Genomic DNA, 26,575 nt, shown 5'->3' with positions numbered 1-26,575 from the left:
AAAAAATGCAAAACGCCCGCAACCCCTTATTATTAAAGGCTTGCGGGCGCTTCTTTTAGCGGCCCCGAGAGGACTCGAACCTCCGACGCACGGTTTAGGAAACCGACGCTCTATCCACTGAGCTACGGAGCCGTAACTTTATAATATCCGTTCTAGTCACCTTAAATATTATAGTGAATCTGCCGTTTTGTGTCAATACCCCTGCTTTTTAGCAAAACACATGGTTCTTCCCGCAATTCAATTGGCAAAACGCTAAAAGAAGCAAGTACATAAACTTTTCCGTAAAACGATTGCGGAGAAATCCAGGCGGAATCCAGGCGGACAATACTGTCACACATGAAACATGCTTTACATATGATATTGTAAAGATAGGTTCAATTGTGCGAGGCAACAGGCCAGGTTCTTCATTTTCCATGCGATAATCCGACCCCTTGTCATTTGCATCTGTCCCACTTAGCTTTGCCAGGTTATTGGGGAATTTTCCCTGCTGCCGGCAAAACGGATGGTTTCCATTTGTGCAAAAAAAACAGGGCGGGAAAGTAACCGTTTCTCTTTAAAAAAGATATGTAGAAATTGAGCATGATTGAAAAGGGGTGAAGCATTTGTTTAAACTGTTTCTTGATCCGGGGCATGGCGGAAAAGACCCAGGTGCTGTGGGAAACGGGATGGAGGAAAAAGACATCACTTTGGCGATTGCCAAACAGATTCACGACATTCTAACAAACCATTACCGAAATGTTTCAGTGAAAATGTCGCGGACGACGGACAAATTTGTGTCATTGAAAGAACGGACGGATGCCGCCAACAGCTGGGGCGCCACTTTTTTTCTTTCCATTCATATCAATTCAGGAAATGGAACGGGTTTTGAGAGCTATATTTATCCCGAAGCCGGCATCACGACAGAAACCTACCAGAAAACCATCCACCAGGAAGTGCTGAAGCTGAATGATTTAAAAGACAGGGGCAGAAAAACGGCCGATTTTCATGTGCTCAGGGAATCAATCATGCCTGCGCTCCTTACTGAAAACGGCTTTATTGACACGGCAAGTGATGCGAAAAAAATGAAGCAAAGCAGCTGGATTGAGGATGTGGCGCAGGGGCATGTCAATGGGCTGGCAAAAGCTTTCGGGCTCAAAAAGAAAAGCGGTGCAACGTATCACAAAGTCGTTAAGGGGGATACCGTATACGCTTTAAGCAAAGCATACGGCTCAACCATCAAAGAAATTAAAAAATGGAATAATCTGGATGATGATTATACCATCCGTGTGGGGGAAAGATTACGGGTAAAGTAGCCGTACAAGCGGCCTTTACCCGTTTTTTTCATCTGAAGCCCCATTCATCCTCCGCCGTAAAAGCCATATGGTGGTCACCGGATCACCGGTGCCTGAATCTGCAAATGGCCGGTTATTCTGTTCATAGGCTTTGCCGCTGGTCAAGTCCGGGGCTCGGGTTATTGGGAAGAGCGGCAACGGGTTTGTGCTTTTAATCGCCCTCCGCCATCCTGTCTGCCGCCATAAAACCCCAAACGCATTACCGGTGCCTGAATCTGCAAATGGCCAGTTATACCGCTCGTAGGCTTCACTGCTGATTGACACCTGGTCCCGTGCTTGCGGTGGAGCTGTTTCATAATAATTTTTCCTACACGCTATTATCCGATCTCCACTCTTAAAATTCCCTTAAATTTTTGCTCAAAAAAAAGACGGCACACAGGCCGACATAAAAAGAGGGGGTAAAACAGTGGGTATTTGTCCAGCATGCTTCCTGCTCTGCTGTCCTCGCTACATGATTGATTGTAAACCAGTGACCCTAAAAAACAATGAAAGCAACATCATCATTTCATGAAGTTTCGGTTAAAAAAAAGAGGAGAACCCCGTACGCCCGGATTAAACCGGTTTTAATTTTCGTAGCCGTTTACGATCAGATCAAGCTTCCCGGTTTCCGGGTCAATGACAAGCCCGTGGACCGGCACTTTTTTGTCCATCAGCGGGTGGTTTTTAATGATGCCGACACTCTTTTTCACGCTGCTTTCGACCTTTTCGAAACCGCTCAGCCATTCGTCGAGGTCAATCCCCGCATGAACGAGTGTTTCAATCGCATTTTCTTCAACTCCGCGTTTTTTCATATTTTCAAGGACGGTTTCGCCTTTTAACCCGGTCATGCCGCAGTCATAGTGGCCGATCACAAACACTTCATCCGCCTTCAGCTGATAGATGGCGACAAGCAGGCTCCGCATCGTGCTGTCGAACGGGCTCGTTAAAATGGCGCCTGCATTTTTTACGATTTTCGCGTCTCCGTTTTGAATATTCATTGCTTTATGTAACAATTCAATGATCCTCGTGTCCATACATGTGAAAATCACCATCCGTTTGTCGGGGAATTTGGAAGTCAGGTAAGGCTCATACGCTTTTTTCTCCACAAATTCCTGGTTAAATGCAAGTACTTCATCTAACAATGTCATCACATCTCACTCCTTTAAGCATATTTTAAAATACAATGGCAGGAAATAAAAGTATACACGTTAAAAATGGGAATAAATCCTTCACATTTTTGTTTGCGAAAAAACAAGGGGCGTGCTACATTTAATTCAGAGTTATTTTATGGGAAATGGGGGATTTGATTGGGAAGGGAGTTTGATGCGCTGTTCGATGAATGGTCCCGCTCCTATGATCAAACCGTTACCGGACATGATGCCGAATACGAAGAAGTATTCTATCAATACGATAAAATTTTGGATGCCGTCAGAGACCGGGCAACCGGTTTTGTTGTTGAATTCGGCCCGGGAACAGGCAATTTGACGGGCAAGCTTTTGGAGAAAGGGATGAAGATAATCGGGATAGAACCTTCTGCCAATATGAGAAAAATCGCTCAAAAAAAGCATCCGGATGTTAAAATAATAGACGGGGATTTTTTGAATTTTCATGTGCAGGAAAAGGCGGATACATTTGCCAGCACTTATGCGTTCCACCATTTGACAAACGAAGAAAAAAGGGCCGCCATTTCCCTTTTCCGCACCCGGTTAAAGGCGGGCGGCAAAATCGTGTTCGCCGATACGGTTTTTGAGACGGAAGAAGCAAAACAGGAGATGATCAGGGAAGCCAAAGAGAGAGGATTCTGCCGGCTTGCGGAAGATCTTGAAACGGAATATTACACCACCATTCCCGTTTTATCTTCCATCTTTGAGGAAAATGGTTTTGATGTCTCTTTCCGGAAGATGAACCGGTTTGTGTGGCTAATGGATGCAAAAATGAAAGGAGCATGATCATCATGACAGAGATGAAAAAAATGAACGTAGAAAGCTTTAATTTGGACCATACAAAAGTCAAAGCGCCATATGTCCGCCTTGCAGGAATAAAAGAAGGGATTCACGGCGATGTCATCCGCAAATACGATATCCGTTTTTGCCAGCCAAACAAGGAACATATGGATATGCCGGGGCTCCACTCGCTCGAGCATATGATGGCGGAATTCGCCCGCAATTACACGGATAAAATTGTCGACATCAGTCCAATGGGTTGCCAGACCGGTTTTTATTTTTCCGTTATCAATTTGGATGATGATAACGAGGTGCTTGGCATCATTGAAAAAACATTAAGCGATGTATTGAATGCCACGGAAGTGCCGGCCTGCAATGAAACGCAGTGCGGCTGGGCGGCAAGCCATTCTTTGGAAGGCGCAAAAGAAATTGCCCGGAAAATGCTAGCAAAACGCGATGAGTGGACACAAGTATTTGCCTGATAACAGGAGACGAGTGAAATGAAGGTTGCGAAAAGCGTACACGAACTGATCGGCAACACGCCATTGGTTGAATTAACCGCATTTGATCTGCCAAAAGGCGTGCGCCTGTTTGCAAAGCTGGAATATTTTAACCCGGGCGGCAGCGTGAAAGACCGGCTCGGCGCTTATTTAATAGAGCGCGCGTTTCAGGAAGGCAGGCTGAAACGCGGCGGGACGATCATAGAACCGACGGCCGGCAACACGGGCATCGGGCTTGCGCTTGCTGCGATCCGTTACGGCGTGCATGCTGTTTTTGTTGTGCCGGAAAAATTCAGCGTGGAGAAACAGACGCTGATGCGGGCGCTCGGGGCTGAAGTTGTGAACACGCCGACCGCGCTTGGCATGGAAGGCGCGATTGCGGAAGCAAAACAACTAACTGCTGAAACACCAAATGCGTATTTCCCGGGACAGTTTGAAAACCCGTCCAATCCGGAAACGTATTATAAGACGCTTGGGCCTGAAATTTGGGAAGCACTTGATGGGCATGTCGATGTTTTTGTCGCAGGCGCCGGTTCCGGGGGAACGTTTATGGGGACAGCCCGCTATTTAAAAGAGAAAAATCCGGCCTTGAAGGCGGCCATAGTGGAACCAGAAGGCTCGATTTTAAACGGGGGCGAGCCGCGCAGCCACCGTACGGAAGGGATCGGCATGGAATTTTTGCCGCCTTTTATGGACCGCACATTTTTTGATGCCATCCATACGATTCCGGACGATGCGGCTTTTAAACGGCTTGCGGAAGCGGCCCGGCTTGAAGGCCTTTTGATCGGCAGTTCCTCAGGTGCTGCGCTGGAGGCGAGCCTGCGCGAAGCAAAGCAGGCAAAACCGGGCACGCATATTGTCACCATTTTTCCGGACAGCAGCGAACGGTATCTCAGCTGCAGCATTTATTCTTGATGAGAAGGAGTTTGTGTCATGCGTAAAAAAACAAAATTCATTCATGCAGGCATCAGCCGTGATCCATTTACAGGCGCAGTTTCAGTGCCCGTCCATCATGCGAGCACATTCAAGCAGGACGGTGTCGGCCATTTTAAATATGAATACGCACGCACCGGCAATCCGACGCGTGAAGCGTTAGAAAAACTGATTGCAGATATCGAAGAAGGCACACACGGTTTTGCATTTGCATCCGGGATGGCCGCGATTACAGCGGTGATCCAGCTGTTTTCAGCCGGCGACCATATTTTGGCAACCGATGATGTATACGGCGGGACTTTCCGCGTTTTAACAAAAGTGATGAACCGTTTCCATATCGATGTGACTTTTGTGGACACGAGCGATCTGGATACGGTCCGTGCCTCGATCCGCCCGAATACAAAAGCCATCTACGTGGAGACGCCGACGAACCCGCTGCTGAAAATAACAGACTTGCGGGCCATTGCCGGTGTGGCCCGTGAAAACGGCCTGACATTTATCGTGGACAACACATTCAGCACCCCGTATTGGCAAAATCCGCTCACTTTAGGGGCGGATATCGTCGTGCACAGCGCGACGAAGTATCTCGGCGGGCACAGCGATGTGGTCGCAGGCCTTGTTGCCGTGCGGAACGAGGCGCTTGCAGAAGACTTGCATTTTATCCAAAACTCAACCGGCGGCATTCTCGGGCCGCAGGACAGCTGGCTGTTGATCCGCGGCATTAAAACACTCGGCATACGCATGGAAGAAATTGAATCCAACACAAAGCAAATTGTTGATTTTCTTGCCGCACATCCTGCCGTTGAAAAGGTATACTATCCGGGGCTTATACATCATCCCGGGCATAAAGTGCACAGTTCCCAGGCCGGTGGATTCGGCGGCATGGCCTCTTTTACAGTGGCATCCCAGGAAAAAGCCCTTGAAATATTGAAAAAAACGCGTTACTTTACTTTGGCAGAAAGCCTCGGCGCGGTGGAAAGCCTGATCTCGCTCCCGCCGCTTATGACGCATGCATCCATTCCGCGTGAACGCCGTCTCGAACTTGGCATCGAAGACGGGCTTATCCGCATCTCAGTCGGCATTGAAGACGTCGAAGATTTGTTGGAAGATCTGGAAAACGCGCTAAGGTAAAAAGTCAGCCTGCTCTCATGGGGGAGCAGGCTTTTTGTAACGGTATCAATGGCGGAATATTGCCGCTCTGTTTCCTGCCGCCTGGTCTGGAATGTTCACCATACTTTTGCCTGCTGTAAAACATCACCATCGTGCGAATCCGCAGCGGCAGCTCCACAGTTTAAAAAAATTTCCTCTTTTACGAAACTTAAACCATTTTTAAACGTAATGATTAGTAAGCAATTATGGCCGGCATCATCTGAAAGAAAATCCCAATCAAGGAAGGGGTGGAATGTTTATGGAAGTGTTCGGTGTGCCGATAGAGATGGCGTATTTGGCTTTGCTGATTGTCGCGGGATGCCTGACGGTGCTTTACCTGTTGTTCAATGACTTGCTCGGCGGAATTGCAGACGCCATCCATTTTATCCATCCAGCCCTGATTTTGGCATTTTTTACTTTTTTCTCGGCAGGCGGGTATATTTTGGAAAAGGTGACACCGCTTTCCCACCTGCTGATCATGGCCATTTCTGCTGTGATCGCGGTGATTCTTGATATCCTGCTCAATGTGTTTGTGCTTGTCCCGCTGTCTTCGGCTGAGGAATCGCTTGCTTATACGGAAGAATCCCTGAAAGGAAGGGTCGGGAAAACGATTCTTTCGATTCCGAAAGCCGGTTTTGGTGAAGTGGTGATTGACAGCAAAACAGGAACGATCTCCAAGCCGGCAGCCAGCATACAGGATGAGGAAATTAAAGAAGGGACGCAGGTGTTGGTGATTGAAGTGAAAAATGGCGTGTTATATGTTGTGCCCTATGAGAATTATCGTTTGAAAATTGAAAACTTTAGACAATTATAAGGAGGGATCCGCATGTTTGCGAGCGGAATTTGGATTGTCATCGGTGTTGTTGTATTTTTGGTGATTGCCCTTATCGGCGTTTTTATTACAAAATATCGTACAGCAGGGCCGGATGAAGCATTGATTGTAACAGGGAGTTTTCTTGGCGGTAGAAATGTCCATGTCGACGAAGCCGGAAATAAAATTAAAATTATTCGTGGCGGCGGTACATTTGTGTTTCCGGTATTCCAGCAGGCAAAACCGCTCAGCTTATTATCGAGCAAGCTGGAAGTGACCACCCCGGAAGTCTACACCGAACAAGGCGTCCCGGTAATGGCAGACGGAATTGCCATTATTAAAATCGGCGGGTCGATCGGCGAAATTGCGACAGCGGCCGAACAATTTCTCGGGAAATCAAAAGAGGATCGCGAAAATGAAGCGCGGGAAGTGCTGGAAGGCCATTTGCGCTCGATTCTCGGTTCGATGACGGTTGAAGAAATTTATAAAAACCGTGATAAGTTTTCACAGGAAGTCCAGCGCGTTGCCTCACAGGATCTGGCAAAAATGGGGCTTATCATCGTGTCGTTTACGATTAAAGAAGTGAAGGATAAAAACGGCTACCTTGATGCGCTCGGGAAACCGCGAATTGCACAGGTCAAACGCGATGCGGATATTGCCACGGCAGAAGCCGAAAAAGAAACGAGAATCCGGAAAGCGGAAGCATTAAAAGAAGCAAAACGTGCAGAACTGGAACGGGCAACGGAAATTGCGGAAGCCGAGAAGTTCAACCAGTTGAAAATTGCCGAGTTCCGCCGCGAACAGGATATCGCAAGGGCAAAAGCCGACCAGGCATACGATTTGGAAACGGCCCGGTCGAAACAGGAAGTCACCGCACAGGAAATGGAAATCAAGATCATCGAGCGGCAAAAACAAATCGAGCTCGAAGAAAAAGAAATTTTGCGGCGTGAACGACAATACGACTCCGAAGTCAAGAAAAAAGCGGATGCAGACCGTTATTCGGTTGAGCAGGCCGCCGTTGCAGAAAAAACGAAACAAATGGCAGAAGCCGACGCCCACAAATACCGGGTGGAAGCGATGGCGAAAGCGGAAGGGGAACGCGTCCGCATTGATGGTACGGCTAAAGCCGATGCCCAGCGCGCCCAAGGGGAATCGGAAGCCGAAGTCATCCGTCTCAAAGGGCTGGCCGAAGCGGAAACAAAACGAAAAATTGCGGAAGCATACGAACAGTTCGGCCAGGCGGCTGTGCTCGATATGATTTTGAAAGTGCTGCCTGAATATGCGAAACAAGTAGCGGCCCCGCTTTCCAATATTGACCAAATCACCGTTGTCGATACCGGAAGCGGCGCAAACGGCGGTGCAAATAAGATCACCGGCTATGCAACCGATTTGATGTCGACCTTACAGGAAACTTTGAAAGCGTCAAGCGGCATTGATGTCCGGGAAATGCTGGAAGGCCTTTCCGGGATCAAACTGCAACAAACAGCTGAACCGGAACCGGCAGCTTTGGAACAAAGCACAAAAGGGTGAAAAAACGGCGTGTTTCTGCCAAATTAAAAGGCAAAAGCACGCCGTTTCTTTAGAAAAACAAATGTGTCCGGTTATTTTCCGGCCCCCGCAGTCATTTTATGGATGAACTGGAGGGAGCGGCCTGCGCCGACTACGACGGATTGCAGCGGGTTTGGCGCGAGATGGACAGGCACGGAAATTTCATTGCTCAGCCATTCCTGCATGCCTTGAAGGAGGGCGCCTCCCCCTGTTAAAACAATCCCGCGGTCCACAATATCGCCGCTTAACTCTGCCGGGCAGTCTTCCAGTGTAGCCCGGACCGTTTCCAAAATTTGGAGCAGAGAATCGCGGAGCGAAGCCTGAATTTCCAACGAACTTAAGGTGATGGTTCGCGGCAGCCCTGTCACGAGATCGCGCCCGCGGACATCCAGCGTTTGTTCCGGATGGTCGACAAGGGCATGCCCGATTTCCATTTTAATTTTTTCCGCTGTCCGCTCGCCGATCAGCAGATTATACGTTTTTCTGACATGCTGCATAATATCATCGTCCATTTTATCGCCGCCGATGCGGATCGTGTTATACGTCACGACGCCGCCGAAGGAAATAATGGCGACTTCCGTAGTGCCGCCGCCGATATCGACAATCACGTTGGCGATCGGCTCGTCCACGGGAAGATCGGCACCAATAGCGGCAGCAACCGGTTCTTCAATCAAATGGACGGTTTTTGCCCCACTGTTTTTGACGACATCTTCAATGGCCCGCCGTTCAACCGATGTTGCGCCTGATGGGACGCATACTACGACGTTCGGTTTGCGGATCGAGATGCCGCTTTGCTGATTGATTTTTTTCATAATTTGTTTCAGCATTTCTGTTGTCATATCGAAATCAGCGATTACCCCGCCTTTTAAAGGGCGGATGACAGTAATTTTTTCAGGTGTTTTTCCGATCATCGCTTTGGCTTCCTGCCCGAAAGCGAGCACCTGCCTTGTCGAATGGTCAATCGCCACAACGGACGGCTCGTCTAAAATAACGCCTTCTTTTTTCGAATATACTAAAACATTTGCAGTTCCTAGATCGATCCCAATTTCATTCCCTGAAAACATGCATGTCACCTAACCTTCATCGTCTTTTCGCTCGGATTAACTGTAGTCTCTCCCATTTAGTATAGCTTTTTTTGTTCGTTCTGAAAGGTTACATTTTCTTCCATTCTCTTATGTTACAAAAATATGATCGCGGCAAGTCCATAAAATATGCGAAAAACAGCTTCAGCCGGCACCCCAAATTTAATCTTTTTGTAATTTTATTCACAATGGAGGACAGGAAAAAATTCCTTTTTGTTTCAAAAGGAATTTTTTCTAAACAAGAATCACAGCGGCATTTTTGACAAATAGCGTGCCAATTCTTCACTTTGTTGTTTTCGCAGCACCCGCTGTTCGGCGCGCTGGATGGCCGTTTGGTTTAACCATCGTTCCTCATCGGTTTCCGGGATGATTTCCGGCACCGGTGTAGGTTTTCCATCCTCATCCAGTGCGACAAAGGTCAAAAAAGAAATGGCGGCAATTTTTGTCTCTTCTGTTTTCAAATCTTCCGCACTGACCTTTACAAATACTTCCATCGATGTCCGCCCTGTCCGGCTGACCATGGCTTCTACTGTAACGACGTTTCCGACGCGGATCGGTGCGATAAAATCAACGGAGTCGGTCGAAGCCGTGACAACGGTGCATCTTGCCAATTTGGCCGCGGCGATCGATGCAGTATCATCAATATACGCCATCAGCTTTCCTCCGAACAGTGTGCCAAGATGGTTTGTGTCCGGCGGAAAAACATAACTGGTCTTTACTGTCCGGGTTTCCCGCATGTATTTCTTCGGTCTGTCTTCCAAAAGTCTCACTCCAATATGTCGGCGCTGTCAAACGCGATTCAAATTTCCTTTTACCATATAAAAATTATAGCAAAATCAGTCGGCATATACGAACGAAAAAAGGCTTTCATCCGGAATTTTTTCAAAAGAAAAATCAGGCCCGGCACCTTAACCTGATTTTTGCATGCTCATTTCTTTTTTTTCTCGTCTTCCACATAAGGATCTTTTTCGTTTCGGGGCAGATCCCCGAACGGCGTCATCGTACAGGTTTCATCCAATTCTTCTTCGTATTCTTTGTATTCCTCATTTGGATAGATTTCCACGTTTTTCCCGTTGATGTCATTGCCGGAAAAGTTTTCGAAATCTTCCACATAGCCGTCATGGTCATCCGATTCCGTATACATATCATTGTAACTGTCCGGCGGGGTTTCAAAATCGGAAGGGGACTCGGATGTGCCCCATTTTGCGACAGCCTGCCAGGCGTCTTCCGCGTCAAAAGCGACCGATCCATCTTTGCCTCCATCAAAAACGAATTTTCCCCACGGTGGATTCAGCACGTCTTCTTCAACCGGGCGGTGTCTTGGAATGGTCCGGTCCGGGGTGTGCTCTTTGCAGTACAGCGTGGACGGAAGGGTTTCAAGCCGCTCAAGCGGGATCTCATTGCCGCATTCTTTGCATCTTCCGTAAGTGCCGTCCTCAATGGCTTTGAGGGCCGCTTTGATTTTTTCGATTTCATATTCAGCATGGTCATTTAAGGCAATATCTTTTTCACGCTCAAACAGTTCAGTACCGGTATCGGCGGGATGATTATCGTAACTGGACAGTTCCCCGACAGAATCGTAAGGAGGTGCCGTTCCCGTTTGGAAATGGCCGTTTTCCCCGAATTCTTCTTCAAATTCCTTCAGCTGCGCGGTTAAAATGGAACGGAAATGCGCCAGTTGTTCTTTTGTCAGCATATTCACCACTTCTTTCTTTAAAAAAGATGGGTTCAATCGTTTTAGAGTCTATTTACCACCGGGAAAAGCCCGCAAACTTTTCTAAGACTAGTATGGATCAAAACACTGCTGTTCATGAAAAAAAGTCTGCCCGTTTAAACAGACAGACTTTTTTAGCCTATTGTGCATCGATCATGCCGTTTTCAAGCAGACAGGCGTTTCTTTTCATACTGTCGGAACATCAGCACATACATCCCCGCGCTCATTACCGCAAGCACGGCCAGGATGGAAAACGTCCATTTATAGCCGATCCAACCGGCAAGCGGGATGGAAACAGGGGCAATCGTGCGCCCGATTGTATTGCGCAAGCTTGCGGCGGCAAAATATTGCGCGCGCATTTCAGGAGGGGAAAGCTTCGAAACAAAGTCCTGCTGGATTCCGGTCACAATCAGTTCGCCAAGCGAGAACAAAAGAATCGAGAAAATAAAGCCGATGCTTGAAATCCAGACGCCGAACAAATAAATCGAAACGGCATACAGGAGGGAGGAGAGGACAAACACATTCCGCTCCCGGTACCTCGTCACCCATTTCGTCGCCGCTACTGAAAAAAGCGCGACAATCAGCCCGTTTTCGGATAAAATAAAACCGTACAGCTGCTCGCCGGTAAAGTGGAGCAGATGGAGCAAATCTGCTTCAGGAATGGCCTGCTTCGTAAATACCGGCAAAATTAAATCAAGCTGCATATACGTTTGGGAAATCAGGATTCCGGCAAAAATAAACAACATAAATATTTTATCTTTGACAATCACCTGGTAGCTCTTGGCCTGTTCCATCAGCGTACTGTACCATTTTTTACGGACGCGCTGCTGCCCGCCTGCCCAAAGCGGTGCTGTTTCGCGCGTATATTTGACGAGCAGTGCGCCAAGCAGAAAACAGGAAAGAGCGGCAAAAACAAGCAGTTCAAAACGGTAATCCGCAAAAAATATCCCGCCGATTGCCGGGCCGATGACGACGGAAATGTTCATAGATGTATAAAAAACGGCAAACACATGACTCCGGTTTTTCTCATCCACAACATCGGCAATCATTGCCTGGCTTGCCGGATAATAAAAAGAACCGAAAACGCCGGCAGCCGTAAAGCAAATAAAAGCTGTCACGGCGGAATGGAACCATGGCGAATTGGCAAATCCGAAAATGAAAAAAGACACGCCCTGCCCGATTGAGGCCACGACCATCATTTTCTTTCTGCCAAAGCGGTCGGCGTAGTATCCTCCGAGCAAATTGGCAATGACGGAAAAAACTTGTGAGGCAATCAGCAGGACACCCGCAAGCCCGGCCCCAAACGCCTCGGTGAAATAAATGGTCAGAAAGGGGAAAAACATCCAAAAGGTGATATTCATCAAGGATTCCCCAAGCAGGCGGACTTTTAAATTTTGATCCCAGTCACGTATTCTCATAAAAATTTCCTCATCTGTCCAGAATTGGTATCAACCCTATGATACCAGAAAAAGCGGGGAAAACAATGAAGAAAGTTACAGGACCGGGCAAGGCATTGAAAGGGGGATTGCCAGATGTACCGGATAAAACGAATTTATGAAGAGCCCGGCGGGGACGGCAAACGTGTGCTGGTCGACCGCCTCTGGCCGCGCGGCATATCAAAAGAAAAAGCGGCACTCGATGCCTGGATGAAGACAGTTGCGCCGACGGCTTCCCTCAGGAAAAAATTTAACCATAATCCGGCTTTTTTTGCTGAATTTGCCGCGCTTTATAAGGAAGAGCTGGACCGGCTGGAAGACAGAACGGAACTGGACCGGCTGATCGAATGGGGAAAGGCTGGAACGGTTACATTGCTCTACGCGGCAAAAGACGAAAAGCACAACCAGGCGGTGGTGTTAAAAGAATATCTCGAAGAACGGTCATAATCGAAAGGCGCCGCATACGCTGCGGCGCCTGTTATTACGGGTTGTGCATGCGGTTTTTAAACGCTTCGTGCGGAAATGTTTGCTCGTCGTCATAGTTGCTGTCTTTATGCTGCTTTTCACCGGCCATCTGGTCTTTCGGAAAACGGCCCGGGTGGCCTATTCTTTTGTGGCCAAACATTTCTCCGCGTCCCATCCTTGTTCCCCCTTCCTGCCTATAGCGTCCCTTAAACAGAAGGAAATGTGTACCCGCATGCGGTATAATGGTAAAAAAGCGAAAGGGGTGCCGACCTTTGGATTTGATGAGAATGACAGAGGAGAAAATCCGGAGAGCGTATGAAGAAGGGCAATTTGAAAATCTGCCGGGATACGGAAAGCCGCTCCCGAAAGACCCGCTTTCCGGCGTGCCGGAAGATTTGCGGATGGCTTACCGGATTTTGCAGAACGCCGGTTTTTCCCCGGAAGAAGCCAATTTAAAGAAAGAACTGCTTTCCATTGAAGATTTAATCAAGCAGTCCGAAAATGAAATGGAAAAAGAAGGCTTGCAAAAGAAACTGAGCGAGAAGCTGCTGGCGTACAACCAAATGCTTTCCAAAAAACGGATCAAAACAAACAGCGCCATGTTTAAAAATTACCAGGATAAAATTGAAAAAAGGCTGTTTGATTAAGGGACGCCGCGAACAGAACCGGAAGTGGGGCCGGTTTCTGCGCAAGAAGCGGGAAGCCCGTTTAAAAAGCAGGTTTGGTGGCGTTCTGGAGCGTTACAGTGCGCCGTTAATTTGTAATCGCTTACTAAATCCAGGGGAACGGAAACCGGCTGCCCCTTTCACCGGGCGTTTAAAAACCGCATCATATTTTCCCGCTTTTTTTACTACAAATTGCCGCCATCCATCCGATATAATGAAAGAAGACATTATGATATTCAGGTGAAAAAAATGGATAAATCATCAATTATCGGCGTAATTCTGGGTGTTGCGGCAATTGGTACCGGGATGGTGTTAAAAGGGGTAAGCCCGGCTGTCCTCGTTAACCCGGCTGCCCTTTTAATTATACTGGCGGGAACGGCTGCGACCGTCATTATCGGTTTCCCAATGAGTGAATTGAAAAAAATTCCGAAACTGTTGAAGATTATATTTACGGAACAACAACTGATGAGCACGGAAGAAATGATCCGCTTTTTTTCCGACTGGGCCCAGACCGCCCGGAGAGAAGGGCTGCTGGCACTTGAAGCAAGGCTGGACGAGGTCGATGACGCTTTTTTGAAAAACGGCCTGAGCCTTGCGATTGACGGGCAGAGTGCCGAATATATCCGCGATGTGCTGAGCGAAGAGATCGAGGCAATGGAAGAAAGGCATCAGATGGGGGCTGCCATTTTTTCCCAGGCGGGCACATATGCCCCGACACTCGGGGTGCTCGGTGCCGTATTGGGGCTGATCGCCGCTCTCGGAAATATGTCGGATACAGAAGTGCTCGGGCATGCCATTTCTGCCGCATTCGTGGCCACATTGCTCGGGATTTTTACCGGCTACGTATTGTGGCATCCGTTTGCCAATAAATTAAAACGGAAGTCCAAAAACGAAGCAAAAAACAAGGAAATTATGCTGGAAGGGATTCTCTCCATCCTGGCAGGCGAATCCCCGCGCGTGATCGAACAGAAACTGGCGTCTTATTTGCCGAATGAAGAACGGATCAAACTGATGGAAGAGATTACAGAAGGCAGCGTGGCAACAAATGAGTAAAAAGCGGAAGAAAAGACAAGAAGAAGAGGGAAACAGCGAGGCATGGCTCCTGCCTTATTCCGACCTTTTAACATTGCTCCTTGCCCTGTTTATCGTCCTGTTCGCAATGAGTTCCATCGACGCCCAGAAATTCCAAAAATTTTCTAAAGTCTTAAACGGCGTGTTTGTCGGCGGGACGAGCTTTTTCGATTATACGAAGCAGACATCCGGGGATGATAACGGCACATCCGACACAGAAAAATTTCTCGAGCAAAAGAAAAATGATGCACAAAAAAACGGGGACAGCACAACGAATGGTTCAAAAAGCAACAGCACAACAGATACATCAAATGGGCAAGGGGATGCCCAATTAAAAGAAACCCAGCAAAGAATCAACACGTACATAGCGCACAATAAATTGGAAGGAAAGTTTAAAACGTCTTTGACAGGCGAAGGGCTTTTGATTACGATCCGCGACAATGTCCTGTTTGATTCGGGAAAAGCGGAGGTCCGGAAAGAAGATATCAAAACTGCCAAAGCCCTTTCCAATTTGCTCGTGATGGACCCGCCAAGAAGCATTATCGTCAGCGGCCATACGGACAATGTGCCGATCCATAACTCTGTTTTCCAATCAAACTGGGACTTAAGCGTGATGCGCGCAACCAATTTTCTAAAGATCATTTTAGAAAATAAAAATTTAAATCCAAAATATTTTTCGGCAAAAGGATATGGGGAATACCATCCGATTGCATCGAATGATACGCAAGGCGGCCGGGCAAAAAACCGGCGGGTGGAAGTGCTCATTCTCCCGAAAAATGAGAAAGGAAACGGCCGGTAAAACCGGGAAAAAAAGCGTCCCGGATCCGTATTTTCCAATCGTTCGATGATCCCGTGAAGCAAACTGTTTGTTTGAAACCGCACAAACGAGGTAAAATATAAACGTCCCAAAGATTAGAAAAGGAGATGGTTCGATTGGCTAAAAAGATCGCTGTACTTGTCACCAATGAAGTGGAAGATTCTGAGTACACCGAACCGGTGAAAGCATATAAGGAAGCCGGCCATGAAATTGTCAATATTGAAATGGAAGCCGGAAAAACGGTAAAAGGGAAACACGGCACCGAAATCCATATCGACAAAGGCATCGATGATGTCAGCGTGGATGATTTTGATGCCCTCCTGATTCCGGGCGGCTTTTCTCCGGACCAGCTCCGCGCCGACGATCGCTTTGTCCAATTTGTAAAACAATTTATGGATTCGAAAAAACCGGTGTTTGCAATTTGCCACGGCCCGCAGCTTTTGATTACGGCAAAAGCATTGGAAGGCCGGGCTGCCACAGGTTACAAATCGATCCGTGTTGACATGGAATATGCCGGCGCGAACTTCCGCGACGAAGAAGTTGTCGTATGCCAGAACCAGCTTGTCACAAGCCGTACGCCGGATGACATCCCTGCATTTAACAGGGAATCGCTGAAAATCCTGAACGGATGAGCTTTTAAGTAAAAAACTGCTGCCCCTTTCCGGGCAGCAGTTTTTTTACTTTGCGCACAATGCAAATTAGGGATATGATAAATGGAGCGGGGAAACAGAAAATGAACCTTTACATAGAATAATGTTGCCATAACGAAAGGAAGTCGGACAATGATTACACTGAAATCACAAAGAGAAATTGACATGATGAAAAAAGCGGGCAAACTGCTTGCCGATACGCATAAGCAAATCGCAAAAATGATCAAGCCGGGGATTACAACATGGGAAATTGAGGAATTTGTCGACCGTTATTTAAGGGAGCACGGGGCAACCCCTGAGCAAAAAGGGTACCAGGGCTACCAGTATGCGACATGCGCAAGCATCAATGATGAAATTTGCCACGGGTTTCCACGGAAAACGCCGTTAAAAGAAGGGGATATCGTCACGATTGATATGGTTGTCAACCTGAACGGCGCGCTGGCTGATTCCGCCTGGAGTTATCCGGTCGGAAAAGTAAGCGAACAGACGCAAAAACTGCTTGAGGTTACAAAAGAGGCGCTTTATAAAGGAATTGAACAGGCCAAACCGGGCAACCGGATCGGCGACATCGGCCATGCGATTCAAACTTATGTGGAAGCACAGGGATTCTCGGTTGTCCGTAATTTTATCGGCCATGGCATCGGCCCGACGATCCACGAAAAACCGGAAGTGCCGCACTACGGGCTGCCGCATAAAGGGCCGCGCATTAAAGAAGGCATGGTGTTCACGATCGAGCCGATGGTCAATATCGGCAGCTACGAAACGAAGATGGACGACAACGGCTGGACTGCCCGGACAAGGGACGGATCCCTTTCCGCCCAATATGAACATACCATTGCAGTTACAAAAGACGGCATTGTGATCATTACGGATCAGGAAGATTAATGCTGCACTGAACCCGGATCCGGCTGGAGTGCTGCACAGCGCCGGAAACCTAAAAAAGCTGGGAGGAATAAAGGCTCCCAGCTTTTTTACATTCCGAAACCGGCCGGCATTAATCTTTTTTCAGGCTGCCGAGCTCTTCCACGATGGCTTGCATTTCATTCGGGCTGAATGTATTTTTTTTCATCACCATTTCGTACAAATCAAACAAATCGTCATAATGGTCAATGCTAAACTGGGACGACTGCAGTGCCGCCGTGTTGACCATTTTTAATTTCGCTGTGATTGCTTGCACCATATAAGCCATATTTTGCGCTGTTTTTTCTGAAAGATCCAACATTTTCACCCTTTTCGTGTTTTTCATGTTTTTATTATACCGCATGGCGTGCCATCCGGAAACGTTTCATACGGAACGGAGAGGGAAATATAATGGTAAACCGGACGGACAGAGGGTGATGAAAATTGGATAAAATTGCACTCCAGGCAGAAAAAAAACGTTCAACCATTGCGGCTTTGTTAGAGAACTCAAAACGGAACGATATTACCGGGATGGCTGCACAGTTATCCTACTTTTTTCTTTTATCTCTATTTCCGCTATTGATTTTTTTGTTTACCTTGCTTCCTTATTTGCCGATTAAATCGGATGATGTGTTGAATATGGTCAGGCATTTTGCGCCAAGCCAGTCGTTTAAGCTGATCGAAACCACCTTGAAAGAAGTGCTGACCAACCGGCACGGCGGCCTGCTTTCTTTTGGGATGATCGCGACTTTGTGGTCCGCTTCCAACGGGATGAACGCGGTCATTAAAGCATTAAACCGGGCTTATAAAGTAGAGGAATCACGCCCGCCTGTCATGCAGCGGCTCATGTCGGTGATACTGACGCTCGGGATGATCATCGTGTTTATAGCTGTTATTTTAATTCCTGTTTTCGGTGAGCAACTCATCCATTATGTGTTTTCTTACTTCGGGCTGCCGAATGATTTGAAAAATATGATCAATATTTTAAGATGGATGCTCACGCCGGTCCTGCTGTTCATTGTGTTTGCCTTGTTGTACTTTTTTGCGCCGAATGAAAAATTCGGCTGCCTGACGGTTGTCCCCGGAGCCATTTTTGCAACAGTCGGCTGGATTGTGGCGTCACTCGCTTTATCGTTTTATGTCAGCCATTTCGGGAATTATAATGCCACATACGGAAGCCTCGGCGGGATGATCATCATGATGCTTTGGTTTTATATTAGCGGCATCATCCTCATTTTTGGCGGTGAACTGAATGCAGTTTTAAATGATAAGCACAAAAATTGCTAATTTGGATAACTGCTTTTAAGCGCATATTAAAAAAGCGGCAAGTTGCCGTGCCATCTTAATGAAGAAACGAAGCATTCTGAGTGAAGAAGGGCGTTCCAAATTCCGCCTGTTTTACAAGTGAAGACAGGCGGACAAATAGGGAAAGCAGTCTAAATTTCGCGCGCTCTTAACGGAGAGATCTCCCGGGTTAAGATCGCGGCCGGTTTTTCCGGTAAATCTTATCCCCGGCAACCCAGGCAGCCGATTTTGGCGGACAAAAGGCAAAGTTACCGGGTCTTCAAAACGTGCACGGCAGCACGCAGCCGTTAGGAGTGCCGGGGGACGGGGGCGGGCGTTTTTTTGAAACGGAAAATCAAAACGGACAAAACAAACAATATCATGCAAATCAGCAGGAAAAATACAGGCCCTTTTGTATATTTAATGATCACGCCACAAAGATACGGGCCGGCCATGCTGCCAAAGCTGTACAGAATGCCGCACATGATGTTGCCGGCGGGAAGGAGCGGCCGCGGCAGCAGATCGGACAGGTAACTGATCCCGAGAGAAAACGTCGAGCCGACGGCCATACCGGCAACGAAAAAGCAAGCAAACAGCGCGATGACGTTTGATTTGCTAAAAGCAGCCCCCGCAAAACAGGCGCAGCCGATCAAAAGGACCGCAATCAACACTTTTCGCCTTCCGAGCCGGTCGCTTAACATGCCGAGCGGAAGCTGAAAAACGATGCTTCCGATCGAGAAGGCAGGGATAATCATGGAAACAGCATCGACATTTATTCCGTTTCTTAATGCATAAACCGGGAAACTGCTGTTTAAAGACGATTCCATGAATCCGTAACCGAGCGGCGGGAGCAATGCAACCCACGCCAGTTTCCAGACCTTACCAAAGCGCTGAAATGTGGCCAGAAAAGAAACATTTTCCAAATCTGCTTCCGGGTGCTCATTTTTTAAAAGAAAAACGGCCAGCCAGAAACAAAGGCTGATGATGGAGCAGGCAATAAAGGGAAGGCGCTCATCCACATTTACAAGCCTTGTCATATACGGCCCGACGGCAAATCCAAGGCTGAAAAAAAGCCCGTATAACGCAATGTTCCGCCCGAGCTGCCCTTTCCGGGAGAAAGACGTGATCCATGTCTGCGCCGAAAAATTCAGCATATGGTCTCCAATGCCGATGAAAAGGCGCAAAACAAACCAAAACCATAACGATTTCCAGGCCGGAAATAAAAGCAGTGAGGCAAATACGGTCAGCCCGCCTGTTAAAATAAGCGGCTTATATCCGAATTTCCGCAGCGGCGCTTCCATGAGCGGGGATGCAAATAAAACGCCGATATACAGGCCGGTTGCATTCAGCCCGTTCAATGATGCATCAATTCCATCTTTTTCAAAAATAATGGAAATCAGCGGCAAAAGCATGCCCTGTGTAAATCCGGAAACAGAAGTCATCAATACCAAAATCCAAAAACGCATATTTTCATAACGATTCATTGCTCTCACCCGGCTTGTTCTCGTTGTGCATTCGCTCTCTATAGCATAATCAGTTCAGAAAAATTTGGCAAGCCAACCGTTCTTTTGTAAAATTTTATAGAAAGCAGATAAGGAGGATGGCCATGAATAAAATGTTTGCCATTATGGTGATGATCGGGGTTCCCGTCTCGGTTGCTGGAGCACTTTTGCACTGGCCGAACGTTTTGATGTTTGCCGTTTACTGCCTGACCATCATTGCGCTGGCCAGTTTTATGGGCCGGGCAACCGAAAGTCTCGCGATTGTAGCGGGTCCGCGGATCGGCGGCTTGTTAAATGCCACATTCGGAAATGCGGTGGAATTGATTATTTCATTGTTTTCCCTTGCGGCCGGGTTGCACCAGGTCGTGCTTGCTTCTTTGACAGGCTCTGTGCTCGGGAACTTGCTGCTTGTTGCAGGCATGTCGTTTTTTTTGGGGGGCCTCAAATACAAACGCCAAAAGTTCAACGTGTATGATGCGCGGCATAATTCAGGGCTTTTGATTTTCGCGATTTTTGTCGCATTTGTGATTCCTGAAATTTTTTCCATGAATATGTCAGAAGGGAAGACGGTCAGCCTCAGCATTGGCATTTCCATTATTTTAATCCTGCTTTACTTGTTTGCCCTGTTTTTTAAACTGGTGACACACCGCGGGATCTATCAGGACAGGGAAGCACGGGCCCAGCAGAAAGAAGAACATGAAGCGCCGGAATGGTCAAAGGGGAAATCGATCTTTGTGCTTGCCTTTGCGACGCTTGCAGTGGCCTATATTTCGGAAAATCTCGTACATACTTTTGAGTCCGTTGCAAAAAGTTTCGGATGGAGCGAAATGTTTATCGGGATTATCATCGTTGCCATTGTCGGAAATGCCGCTGAACATGCTTCGGCCATTTTAATGGCGGTAAAAAATAAAATGGATATTGCGGTTGAAATTGCATTCGGCTCCACGCTCCAGGTGTCCATGTTTGTCGTCCCCGTCCTGGTGCTCGCATCTTTGTTTTTTGAAAAAGCCATGCCGCTTGTCTTTTCCATACCGGAGCTGGTCTCGATGATCGCTTCGGTCATGCTTACGATCATTTTAGCAAATGACGGGGAAACAAACTGGTTTGAAGGTGCCACCATGCTGGCAGCCTACATTATCATGGGGATCGGTTTTTACTTGCTGTAATTCCGGAATCGGTATCCATCATAGCCGGAAAAAATGCGTGCGATCCATTAACGGGATATAGGAAAATCGGGTTGCAGTAACGCCGGAAGCTTATGTCCATTATAAATGGAAGCAATATGTGTGATACTTTGACAAATACTGGTGAAGCTCATGCATCGAGATAAAAGGAACACGGGGTATCTGCAATAACGCCGGAAACTTGCGGCCCGTTATAAACGGGAGTCCAGCGGTGAACCGGAGTTTTTTCAGTAACGCCGGAAGATATTGCCGTGTGAAGCGCAAAATACGCTGGCACATCGCGGCGGAGTGCCGTGATGCATGTGGTATAAAGGAGCCGGGTTTTATTTGCATGGAACGGATATTTTAATCCGGGCAGGAAAAAATAACGGTACGTTCGTAACCTCTTGTGAAAGGAGACAACATCAATGAAATGGATGCGGACGATCCTGATTTTCCTGCTTGCCGTACTTTTTGCTGTGCCGGCAGGGGAAGCAAAGCCGGCAGATAAACAGGTGCAAATTCCACAGTCGGTCCTAAACATTACAAAAGAAAATACGTATCCGAACTCGTCGCAGGATCTGCCTTACTTGCAGCCGAGCAAGTTTACCGAAACTTTGCTGAAAACATCTAATGTCAGAATTGAAAACCCGAATCTCGTGCGGATGTTGAATGAAACAAGCGTGAACCGTTCGTTTTTATCGCTCGGCTTGCGCGCGAAAATTTATCTGGGCGAATGGCCGCTGAATTATGAATCCAGCGAAACGTCGCCAAACTGGCAATACCAAAAAATCAATACGAACTACTTTGATAACCGCGGCGGCGATGCCAATTATAAAATGCACTATGTCCAGGAAGCGCAAAAGATCGTGCGCGGCGGCCTGACTGCCAGGATTCCGCAAGCGGACGATGTAAAGAAAATGATGCTGTTAAAAGCAATGGAAAACTCGAAGCTGCCGCTTTCCTTTGACACGATTATCGGAGCCGGCACGAAAAAAGGCCATGAATACAATGTCCCGGCAAAACGGCTCGGCTATTTGTATGCTTATGCCCCGGCCGTGAACGAAAAAGGAAAAGTGACATACGGCGAAGTGTACCTTGTCCTTAAAGGGACGAAACGGGAAATTTTGGTGAAAAACGTCACTTCCCACGGCATTGGCGCCTGGATTCCGATTCAGGACTATGTTTCGTTCGGCTTTTCCGTGAGCGAACAGCCGAAATAAGGAAGTTTATTGGGCAGGTTCGCCGGCTTCTGAGGAGGCCTGTCTCACGCTAATAAAGAAAAAGCTGTCTGAACGGCAGCTTTTTTCTGTGCCGAAAATGGGGTATACTATAATAAGAAAGAAGTACGTGAGGAGGATTTTTTTGGGGAAAGCGGTATATGACAAGGACCAGCAACTTACTTATTTAATGGAACGGCTGAATATCTTTTTGGAGGTTCTGGATTCGATTGATCCGGAAGCGGCAGGCCTTGAAGATATTGACCGGCTTATTCAAATGATCGATGAAATCGAAATGAAAATGGACCAATTCAAAAAGCGCAAACCGGCCCCTTCTTTGTAAAGGCCGGTTTTTTATCTGGCATCGGGGGACGACTGCTGTTTTGGAACGATATTGCCCTGTTTTCCTGCACGAACAGATACTGCCAGCATTTCCGGCTGCAGAAATGAGAAAGATAAGGAAAACAACAAAAAGGAGTTTGGTTATGAGAAAAGTTTTTGCAACACTTTTTGCAGTCTTCCTGTTTTTTTCAATATGCCCGCAGCGAGATGCTTTTGCCCTTTCCAACGCCCCGATCAACTGGGGATTTAACAAAGGCAAAAACGGGCAGCAGGCGGATGCCGGCGCCGCTTATAACGCTCTTTTGCAAAAATACGGCGGCATTTACAAGGGCAATCCGAACGACAAGTATGTGTATTTGACGTTTGACAATGGATACGAGAATGGGTATACCCCGAAAATACTCGATGTTCTGAAGAAAGAAAAAGTCCCTGCCATCTTTTTCGTCACCGGCCACTATTTAAAATCACAGCCGGATCTTGTGAAACGGATGGTGAAAGAAGGCCATATCATTGGCAACCACTCATGGAGCCATCCGGACATGACACAGATTTCCGATGCACAAGTACGTGAAGAGTTGGAAAAAGTGAAAGCAGAAACCGCCCGCCTTACCGGCCAGAAAGAAATGAAATATTTGCGTCCGGCCCGCGGCATCCTGAGTGAACGGACGCTGAAACTGGGCAATGAAGAAGGCTACACCCATGTCCTTTGGTCACTGGCTTACCTCGACTGGGATGTGAACCGCCAGCGCGGCACACAATTTGCCTATGACAGCATCATGTCACAAATCCACCCTGGGGCCATTATTTTGCTCCATACTGTGTCAAAAGACAATGCCAACGCATTGGAACGCGTGATCAAAGACTTGAAAAAACAAGGCTACAAATTCAAAAGCATGGATGAGTTTATGAAAACCGAAAAATTGAAAAAGTAACCAAAGAGGGCTGCCTGAAAAGTGGGCAGCTCTGTTTTTCTTGCCGCAACAGGCTGGTTTCTTGCCAGAAGGAAAAGGGCTTGCCGGGTTGGGTTGAACGAATTGGAAACAATTGTGCCGGCTGATCTTCATTCTTCTGCTGGCCGCGTTCACTGCAGCATGGGCGTCTATTCTGAAATATGCGCCGGTTGATTTTTATTTTTCCGCTGGTGCTGCTTTCACAGCGGCATGGGCGTCTAATTAGACAAATGCTCGCGCGGGTCTGTTGCAATTGTCTAATTGGCAGATTTATTAGACAAATAGCCGGGCGGATCACCTGCATTTGTCCAATTGGAAACGCTAATTAAACAAATGAGCATGCACCCCTCCTGCAATTGTCTAATTGGCAGAGCTCTAACTGGACAAGTGCTCGAGCAGCCCTTCCGCTTTTGTCTAATTAAAAAGGCTAATTAGGGCTTGCTGAATAAGCAAAAGTCCTAGACTTGGTAAGGATACTGACAGCTTTGGCCGAACTTTAAATGCAAGGGTTTTATAAAAAATGCAGGAAAAACTTTGCACTCTAAAGCTGATTCAACATACAGAGAGGACAGAATAAAGCATTTTCGCAGATGCATTCTCCTATGATATTGAGGTAGATCTTGCTGACAAATCAGATACAAGCCATAATCGGATTCGTTCAGCAAGCCCTAATTAGACAAATAGCCGCGCAGCTCACCTGCGTTTGTCCAAATAAAAATTCTGATTAGACAAGTAACAGGCCGGGTCTCTTTATCTTGCGTTGTTTTTCATGCGCGTTGAATCGGCAATGAAAAGGGCGAGCGCTTGTGCTATAATACTTAAAAACGAATTGAGAGGACGCCATGTGGGAGAAAATCGTTAAAATCAATGGCCCGTACAATTTTGACCGTGCGCTCGAAAGATTAAGCCTCGACCCGTTGCATGCGGTGGATCCGCTTAGACGGACAGTGAAAATCCCGATATACGGCAAACATCCGGAAACAGCGGCTATCACTGCAACCGGCACGACGGAGGCACCTGCATTTCTCATCAAAGGCGAAAATCCGGATACCGCTGAAATCGTTGAGAAGCGGATTTTTCACCTTTTTCAGTGGGAGGAAGACCTCGCAGGCATCACAAACCATTTTACCGGCACCGCCCTTGAACCGCTTTTTAAAGAACACTGCGGTACACCGTTTGTGCTCGACTTTTCGCCATATGCCTGCCTGGTCAAATGCATCATCCACCAGCAGCTCAATATGAAATTTGCCCATACGCTGACAGAGCGTTTCGTGTACCATTTTGGTTTTCAAAAAGACGGTGTCTGGTTTTATCCGTTTCCTGAAAAAACGGCTGCATTGCAAGTCGCAGATTTACGCGCCCTGCAGTTTAGCGAGCGGAAAGCAGAGTATGTAATCGGGCTTTCCAAATTGGTGGTATCAGGCGAACTGGATCTGGCGGCACTTGAGAAGGAACCGGATGAGGAAATTTTAAAAACGCTCGTGAAAATCCGCGGCATCGGCCCGTGGACCGTGCAAAATTTTCTCATGTTCGGGCTCGGCCGCCTGAATCATTTTCCAAAAGCTGACATCGGCATACAGAAGGCATTGAAAAAACTTTTCCAGCTTGAGAAAAAACCTACTTATGAAGAAATGGACGCTTACGCAAAAGACTGGGAGCCTTATTTGAGTTATGCCTCCTTGTACTTATGGCGCAGCATCGAATAGAAGGACGGATTTTATGCAAAAAGAAGCCATCATTAAACCAAAACAGCAATTTCCCTTGACGATCAAACGGCTCGGCATCAACGGGGAAGGGGTCGGCTATTTTAAGCGGACGGTCGTTTTCGTGCCAGGTGCACTGCCGGGCGAAGAGGTGGTCGTTGAAGCAAAACGGATACACCCGAAATACGTGGAGGGCATTGCCAAAAAGGTGCGAAAACGCTCGCCCCACCGGGTAAAACCCCCGTGCCCGGTTTACGAGCAGTGCGGCGGCTGCCAGCTCCAGCACCTTGCGTACAAGCAGCAGCTTATCGAAAAACGCGACATTGTCATCCAGGCGCTTGAACGCCATACAAAGTTAAAAGTAGACGAACTCGATATCCGCCCGACGATTGGCATGGATAACCCGTGGATTTACCGGAACAAAGGCCAGTTCCAGCTCGGCGAAGACCATGGGAAAATTATTTCCGGCCTCTACAGCCTCGATTCCCACCGGCTGATCAACGTGCCGGAATGCATTGTCCAGCATCCGCTGACAAACAAAGTGACACAAGTGGTGACACAAATTTTAAATGATTTTCATGTTCCGGTGTATAATGAAAAAACCGGGAAAGGCATCGTGCGGACAATTGTCACAAGGGTAGGCACCCAGACCGGCCAGGCCCAGGTTGTGCTGATTACGGCCAGGCGGGAGCTGCCGCGCAAAGATGTCATCCTTTCTGAGATCAAAAAGCGCCTGCCGGAAGTCGTATCGGTTGCGCAAAATGTGAACGCCAAAAAAACGTCGGTTATTTTCGGCGACGAAACGATTCATTTATCCGGAAAAGAAATCATTGAAGAACGGCTCGAAGAATTCACATACGAACTCTCCGCCCGCGCCTTTTTCCAGCTGAACCCGATCCAGACGGTGAAGCTTTACAATGAAGTGAAAAACGCCGCTGCGTTGACCGGCAAGGAGAAAATTGCGGATGCTTACTGCGGTGTCGGCACCATTGGCTTGTGGCTCGCGGACGGCGCATCTGAAATCCGTGGCATGGATGTGATTCCGGAAGCGATTGAAGATGCCAGAAAAAACGCCGCCGCCCACAACATCCCGAACGCCCATTACTACGCAGGCAAAGCGGAAGTCCTCCTGCCGAAATGGCTGGACGAAGGATGGCGCCCGGACGTTGTCATTGTCGACCCGCCGCGTTCGGGCTGTGACGAAGCCCTCTTACGGACAATTTTGAAGGTAAAGCCGAAAAAATTTGTCTACGTGTCGTGCAACCCTTCCACTTTGGCGAAGGACTTGCACATATTGAGCAAGGCTTATGACGTAGCGTACATGCAGCCTGTGGATATGTTCCCGCAAACGGCGCATGTGGAGACGGTGGTATTGATGTCAAGGAAAGAGGATAAATAGGGCTTGCTGAACGAATCA

Annotated in this window: 28 protein-coding genes and 1 tRNA gene; 20 read left to right on the top strand and 9 right to left on the bottom strand. The window is 47.6% G+C overall.

All coding sequences use genetic code 11. From position 1 onward, the window contains the following. Positions 1-59: 59 nt before the first annotated feature. Positions 60-132, bottom strand: a tRNA-Arg gene (locus NSU00_RS12740). Between the two features lie 470 nt (positions 133-602). On the opposite strand from NSU00_RS12740, the gene NSU00_RS12735 reads away from it, so the two are divergent. Next, positions 603-1,292, top strand: a complete 690-nt coding sequence (locus NSU00_RS12735) for an N-acetylmuramoyl-L-alanine amidase family protein (RefSeq protein ID WP_328005021.1) — start codon at positions 603-605, stop codon at positions 1,290-1,292. Between the two features lie 602 nt (positions 1,293-1,894). On the opposite strand, the gene NSU00_RS12730 is transcribed toward NSU00_RS12735, so the two are convergent. Then, a complete protein-coding gene (locus tag NSU00_RS12730; protein ID WP_013860378.1) occupies positions 1,895-2,458 on the bottom strand; it encodes a beta-class carbonic anhydrase in 564 nt (187 codons plus the stop codon). Between the two features lie 159 nt (positions 2,459-2,617). On the opposite strand from NSU00_RS12730, the gene NSU00_RS12725 reads away from it, so the two are divergent. The 6 genes from NSU00_RS12725 to NSU00_RS12700 all read left to right on the top strand — a co-directional run bounded on the left by NSU00_RS12725 (position 2,618) and on the right by NSU00_RS12700 (position 8,176). Then, the gene (locus NSU00_RS12725) at positions 2,618-3,259 is read left to right on the top strand and encodes a class I SAM-dependent DNA methyltransferase (protein ID WP_340703755.1); all 642 of its coding nucleotides are present in this window, start codon (positions 2,618-2,620) and stop codon (positions 3,257-3,259) included. 5 nt (positions 3,260-3,264) lie between these two features. Further along, the gene (locus NSU00_RS12720) at positions 3,265-3,735 is read left to right on the top strand and encodes an S-ribosylhomocysteine lyase (protein ID WP_013860376.1); all 471 of its coding nucleotides are present in this window, start codon (positions 3,265-3,267) and stop codon (positions 3,733-3,735) included. Between the two features lie 18 nt (positions 3,736-3,753). Further along, positions 3,754-4,668, top strand: coding sequence for a PLP-dependent cysteine synthase family protein (locus NSU00_RS12715; RefSeq protein ID WP_340703754.1), 915 nt, complete (start codon positions 3,754-3,756; stop codon positions 4,666-4,668). Positions 4,669-4,686: 18 nt separating this feature from the next. Further along, a complete protein-coding gene (locus tag NSU00_RS12710; protein ID WP_133536734.1) occupies positions 4,687-5,817 on the top strand; it encodes a bifunctional cystathionine gamma-lyase/homocysteine desulfhydrase in 1,131 nt (376 codons plus the stop codon). Positions 5,818-6,088: 271 nt separating this feature from the next. Beyond that, the gene (locus NSU00_RS12705) at positions 6,089-6,649 is read left to right on the top strand and encodes a hypothetical protein (protein WP_340703753.1); all 561 of its coding nucleotides are present in this window, start codon (positions 6,089-6,091) and stop codon (positions 6,647-6,649) included. A 12-nt stretch (positions 6,650-6,661) separates the two neighbouring features. Continuing rightward, positions 6,662-8,176, top strand: coding sequence for a flotillin family protein (locus tag NSU00_RS12700; RefSeq protein WP_029142371.1), 1,515 nt, complete (start codon positions 6,662-6,664; stop codon positions 8,174-8,176). Between the two features lie 71 nt (positions 8,177-8,247). Here NSU00_RS12700 and mreBH read toward each other — a convergent pair whose 3' ends face one another. From mreBH to NSU00_RS12680, 4 genes are all read right to left on the bottom strand, one after another. Then, positions 8,248-9,258, bottom strand: a complete 1,011-nt coding sequence (mreBH, locus tag NSU00_RS12695) for a rod-share determining protein MreBH (RefSeq protein WP_013860371.1) — start codon at positions 9,256-9,258, stop codon at positions 8,248-8,250. Positions 9,259-9,521: 263 nt separating this feature from the next. Next, positions 9,522-10,037 carry an acyl-CoA thioesterase gene (locus NSU00_RS12690; protein WP_017553460.1) on the bottom strand — a complete coding sequence of 172 codons (516 nt, stop codon included), beginning with the start codon at positions 10,035-10,037 and terminating at the stop codon, positions 9,522-9,524. Positions 10,038-10,204: 167 nt separating this feature from the next. Beyond that, entirely contained in the window at positions 10,205-10,972 is a 768-nt protein-coding gene (locus NSU00_RS12685; protein ID WP_340703752.1) for a TraR/DksA C4-type zinc finger protein, read from the bottom strand. A gap of 182 nt (positions 10,973-11,154) precedes the next feature. After that, positions 11,155-12,408, bottom strand: coding sequence for an MDR family MFS transporter (locus NSU00_RS12680; protein ID WP_013860367.1), 1,254 nt, complete (start codon positions 12,406-12,408; stop codon positions 11,155-11,157). Positions 12,409-12,522: 114 nt separating this feature from the next. Between NSU00_RS12680 and NSU00_RS12675 the strand changes: the two genes are divergently transcribed. Next, positions 12,523-12,873 carry a DUF488 domain-containing protein gene (locus tag NSU00_RS12675; protein WP_013860366.1) on the top strand — a complete coding sequence of 117 codons (351 nt, stop codon included), beginning with the start codon at positions 12,523-12,525 and terminating at the stop codon, positions 12,871-12,873. Positions 12,874-12,907: 34 nt separating this feature from the next. Here the strand turns inward: NSU00_RS12675 and NSU00_RS12670 are convergent, their stop codons facing one another. Next, entirely contained in the window at positions 12,908-13,066 is a 159-nt protein-coding gene (locus NSU00_RS12670; protein WP_315958710.1) for a hypothetical protein, read from the bottom strand. Positions 13,067-13,163: 97 nt separating this feature from the next. On the opposite strand from NSU00_RS12670, the gene NSU00_RS12665 reads away from it, so the two are divergent. From NSU00_RS12665 to map, 5 genes are all read left to right on the top strand, one after another. Then, positions 13,164-13,538, top strand: a complete 375-nt coding sequence (locus NSU00_RS12665) for a DnaJ family domain-containing protein (RefSeq protein WP_118497915.1) — start codon at positions 13,164-13,166, stop codon at positions 13,536-13,538. A gap of 267 nt (positions 13,539-13,805) precedes the next feature. Beyond that, a complete protein-coding gene (gene motA / locus NSU00_RS12660) occupies positions 13,806-14,609 on the top strand; it encodes a flagellar motor stator protein MotA (RefSeq protein ID WP_013860362.1) in 804 nt (267 codons plus the stop codon). Continuing rightward, the gene (motB, locus tag NSU00_RS12655; RefSeq protein ID WP_013860361.1) at positions 14,602-15,426 is read left to right on the top strand and encodes a flagellar motor protein MotB; all 825 of its coding nucleotides are present in this window, start codon (positions 14,602-14,604) and stop codon (positions 15,424-15,426) included. The genes motA and motB overlap by 8 nt, the downstream gene beginning before the upstream one ends. Positions 15,427-15,560: 134 nt before the next feature. Further along, entirely contained in the window at positions 15,561-16,076 is a 516-nt protein-coding gene (locus NSU00_RS12650; RefSeq protein ID WP_013860360.1) for a type 1 glutamine amidotransferase domain-containing protein, read from the top strand. Positions 16,077-16,226: 150 nt separating this feature from the next. Beyond that, on the top strand, positions 16,227-16,979 hold the full coding sequence (map, locus tag NSU00_RS12645) for a type I methionyl aminopeptidase (protein ID WP_017554106.1): 753 nt from the start codon (positions 16,227-16,229) through the stop codon (positions 16,977-16,979). A 109-nt stretch (positions 16,980-17,088) separates the two neighbouring features. Here map and NSU00_RS12640 read toward each other — a convergent pair whose 3' ends face one another. Beyond that, positions 17,089-17,313, bottom strand: coding sequence for a DUF1128 domain-containing protein (locus NSU00_RS12640; RefSeq protein WP_026104843.1), 225 nt, complete (start codon positions 17,311-17,313; stop codon positions 17,089-17,091). A 125-nt stretch (positions 17,314-17,438) separates the two neighbouring features. On the opposite strand from NSU00_RS12640, the gene NSU00_RS12635 reads away from it, so the two are divergent. Further along, entirely contained in the window at positions 17,439-18,281 is an 843-nt protein-coding gene (locus NSU00_RS12635; RefSeq protein ID WP_061566596.1) for a YihY/virulence factor BrkB family protein, read from the top strand. 305 nt (positions 18,282-18,586) lie between these two features. On the opposite strand, the gene NSU00_RS12630 is transcribed toward NSU00_RS12635, so the two are convergent. Then, positions 18,587-19,771, bottom strand: a complete 1,185-nt coding sequence (locus NSU00_RS12630; protein ID WP_265114824.1) for an MFS transporter — start codon at positions 19,769-19,771, stop codon at positions 18,587-18,589. A gap of 113 nt (positions 19,772-19,884) precedes the next feature. On the opposite strand from NSU00_RS12630, the gene cax reads away from it, so the two are divergent. The 6 genes from cax to rlmD all read left to right on the top strand — a co-directional run bounded on the left by cax (position 19,885) and on the right by rlmD (position 26,557). Continuing rightward, positions 19,885-20,946, top strand: a complete 1,062-nt coding sequence (gene cax, locus NSU00_RS12625; protein WP_340703751.1) for a calcium/proton exchanger — start codon at positions 19,885-19,887, stop codon at positions 20,944-20,946. A 425-nt stretch (positions 20,947-21,371) separates the two neighbouring features. Next, positions 21,372-22,166, top strand: a complete 795-nt coding sequence (locus tag NSU00_RS12620) for a YfkD famly protein (RefSeq protein ID WP_017551475.1) — start codon at positions 21,372-21,374, stop codon at positions 22,164-22,166. A gap of 142 nt (positions 22,167-22,308) precedes the next feature. Then, complete coding sequence (locus tag NSU00_RS12615) at positions 22,309-22,506, top strand: SE1561 family protein (protein ID WP_017554110.1); 198 nt, start codon at positions 22,309-22,311, stop codon at positions 22,504-22,506. A gap of 142 nt (positions 22,507-22,648) precedes the next feature. Next, positions 22,649-23,437: a delta-lactam-biosynthetic de-N-acetylase gene (pdaA, locus tag NSU00_RS12610; protein ID WP_013860352.1), complete on the top strand. Its 789-nt coding sequence runs from the start codon at positions 22,649-22,651 to the stop codon at positions 23,435-23,437. Positions 23,438-24,297: 860 nt separating this feature from the next. Next, positions 24,298-25,161 carry a DNA-3-methyladenine glycosylase family protein gene (locus NSU00_RS12605; protein ID WP_340703750.1) on the top strand — a complete coding sequence of 288 codons (864 nt, stop codon included), beginning with the start codon at positions 24,298-24,300 and terminating at the stop codon, positions 25,159-25,161. Positions 25,162-25,174: 13 nt separating this feature from the next. After that, positions 25,175-26,557 carry a 23S rRNA (uracil(1939)-C(5))-methyltransferase RlmD gene (gene rlmD, locus NSU00_RS12600; protein WP_340703749.1) on the top strand — a complete coding sequence of 461 codons (1,383 nt, stop codon included), beginning with the start codon at positions 25,175-25,177 and terminating at the stop codon, positions 26,555-26,557. Positions 26,558-26,575 lie beyond the last annotated feature (18 nt).

The organism is Weizmannia sp. FSL W8-0401 (genome assembly GCF_038009125.1).
GTDB lineage: Bacteria > Bacillota > Bacilli > Bacillales > Bacillaceae_C > Weizmannia > Weizmannia coagulans.
The sequence above is the reverse complement of the archived record's forward strand: the minus strand, read 5'-3'. Positions and strand labels throughout refer to the sequence as shown.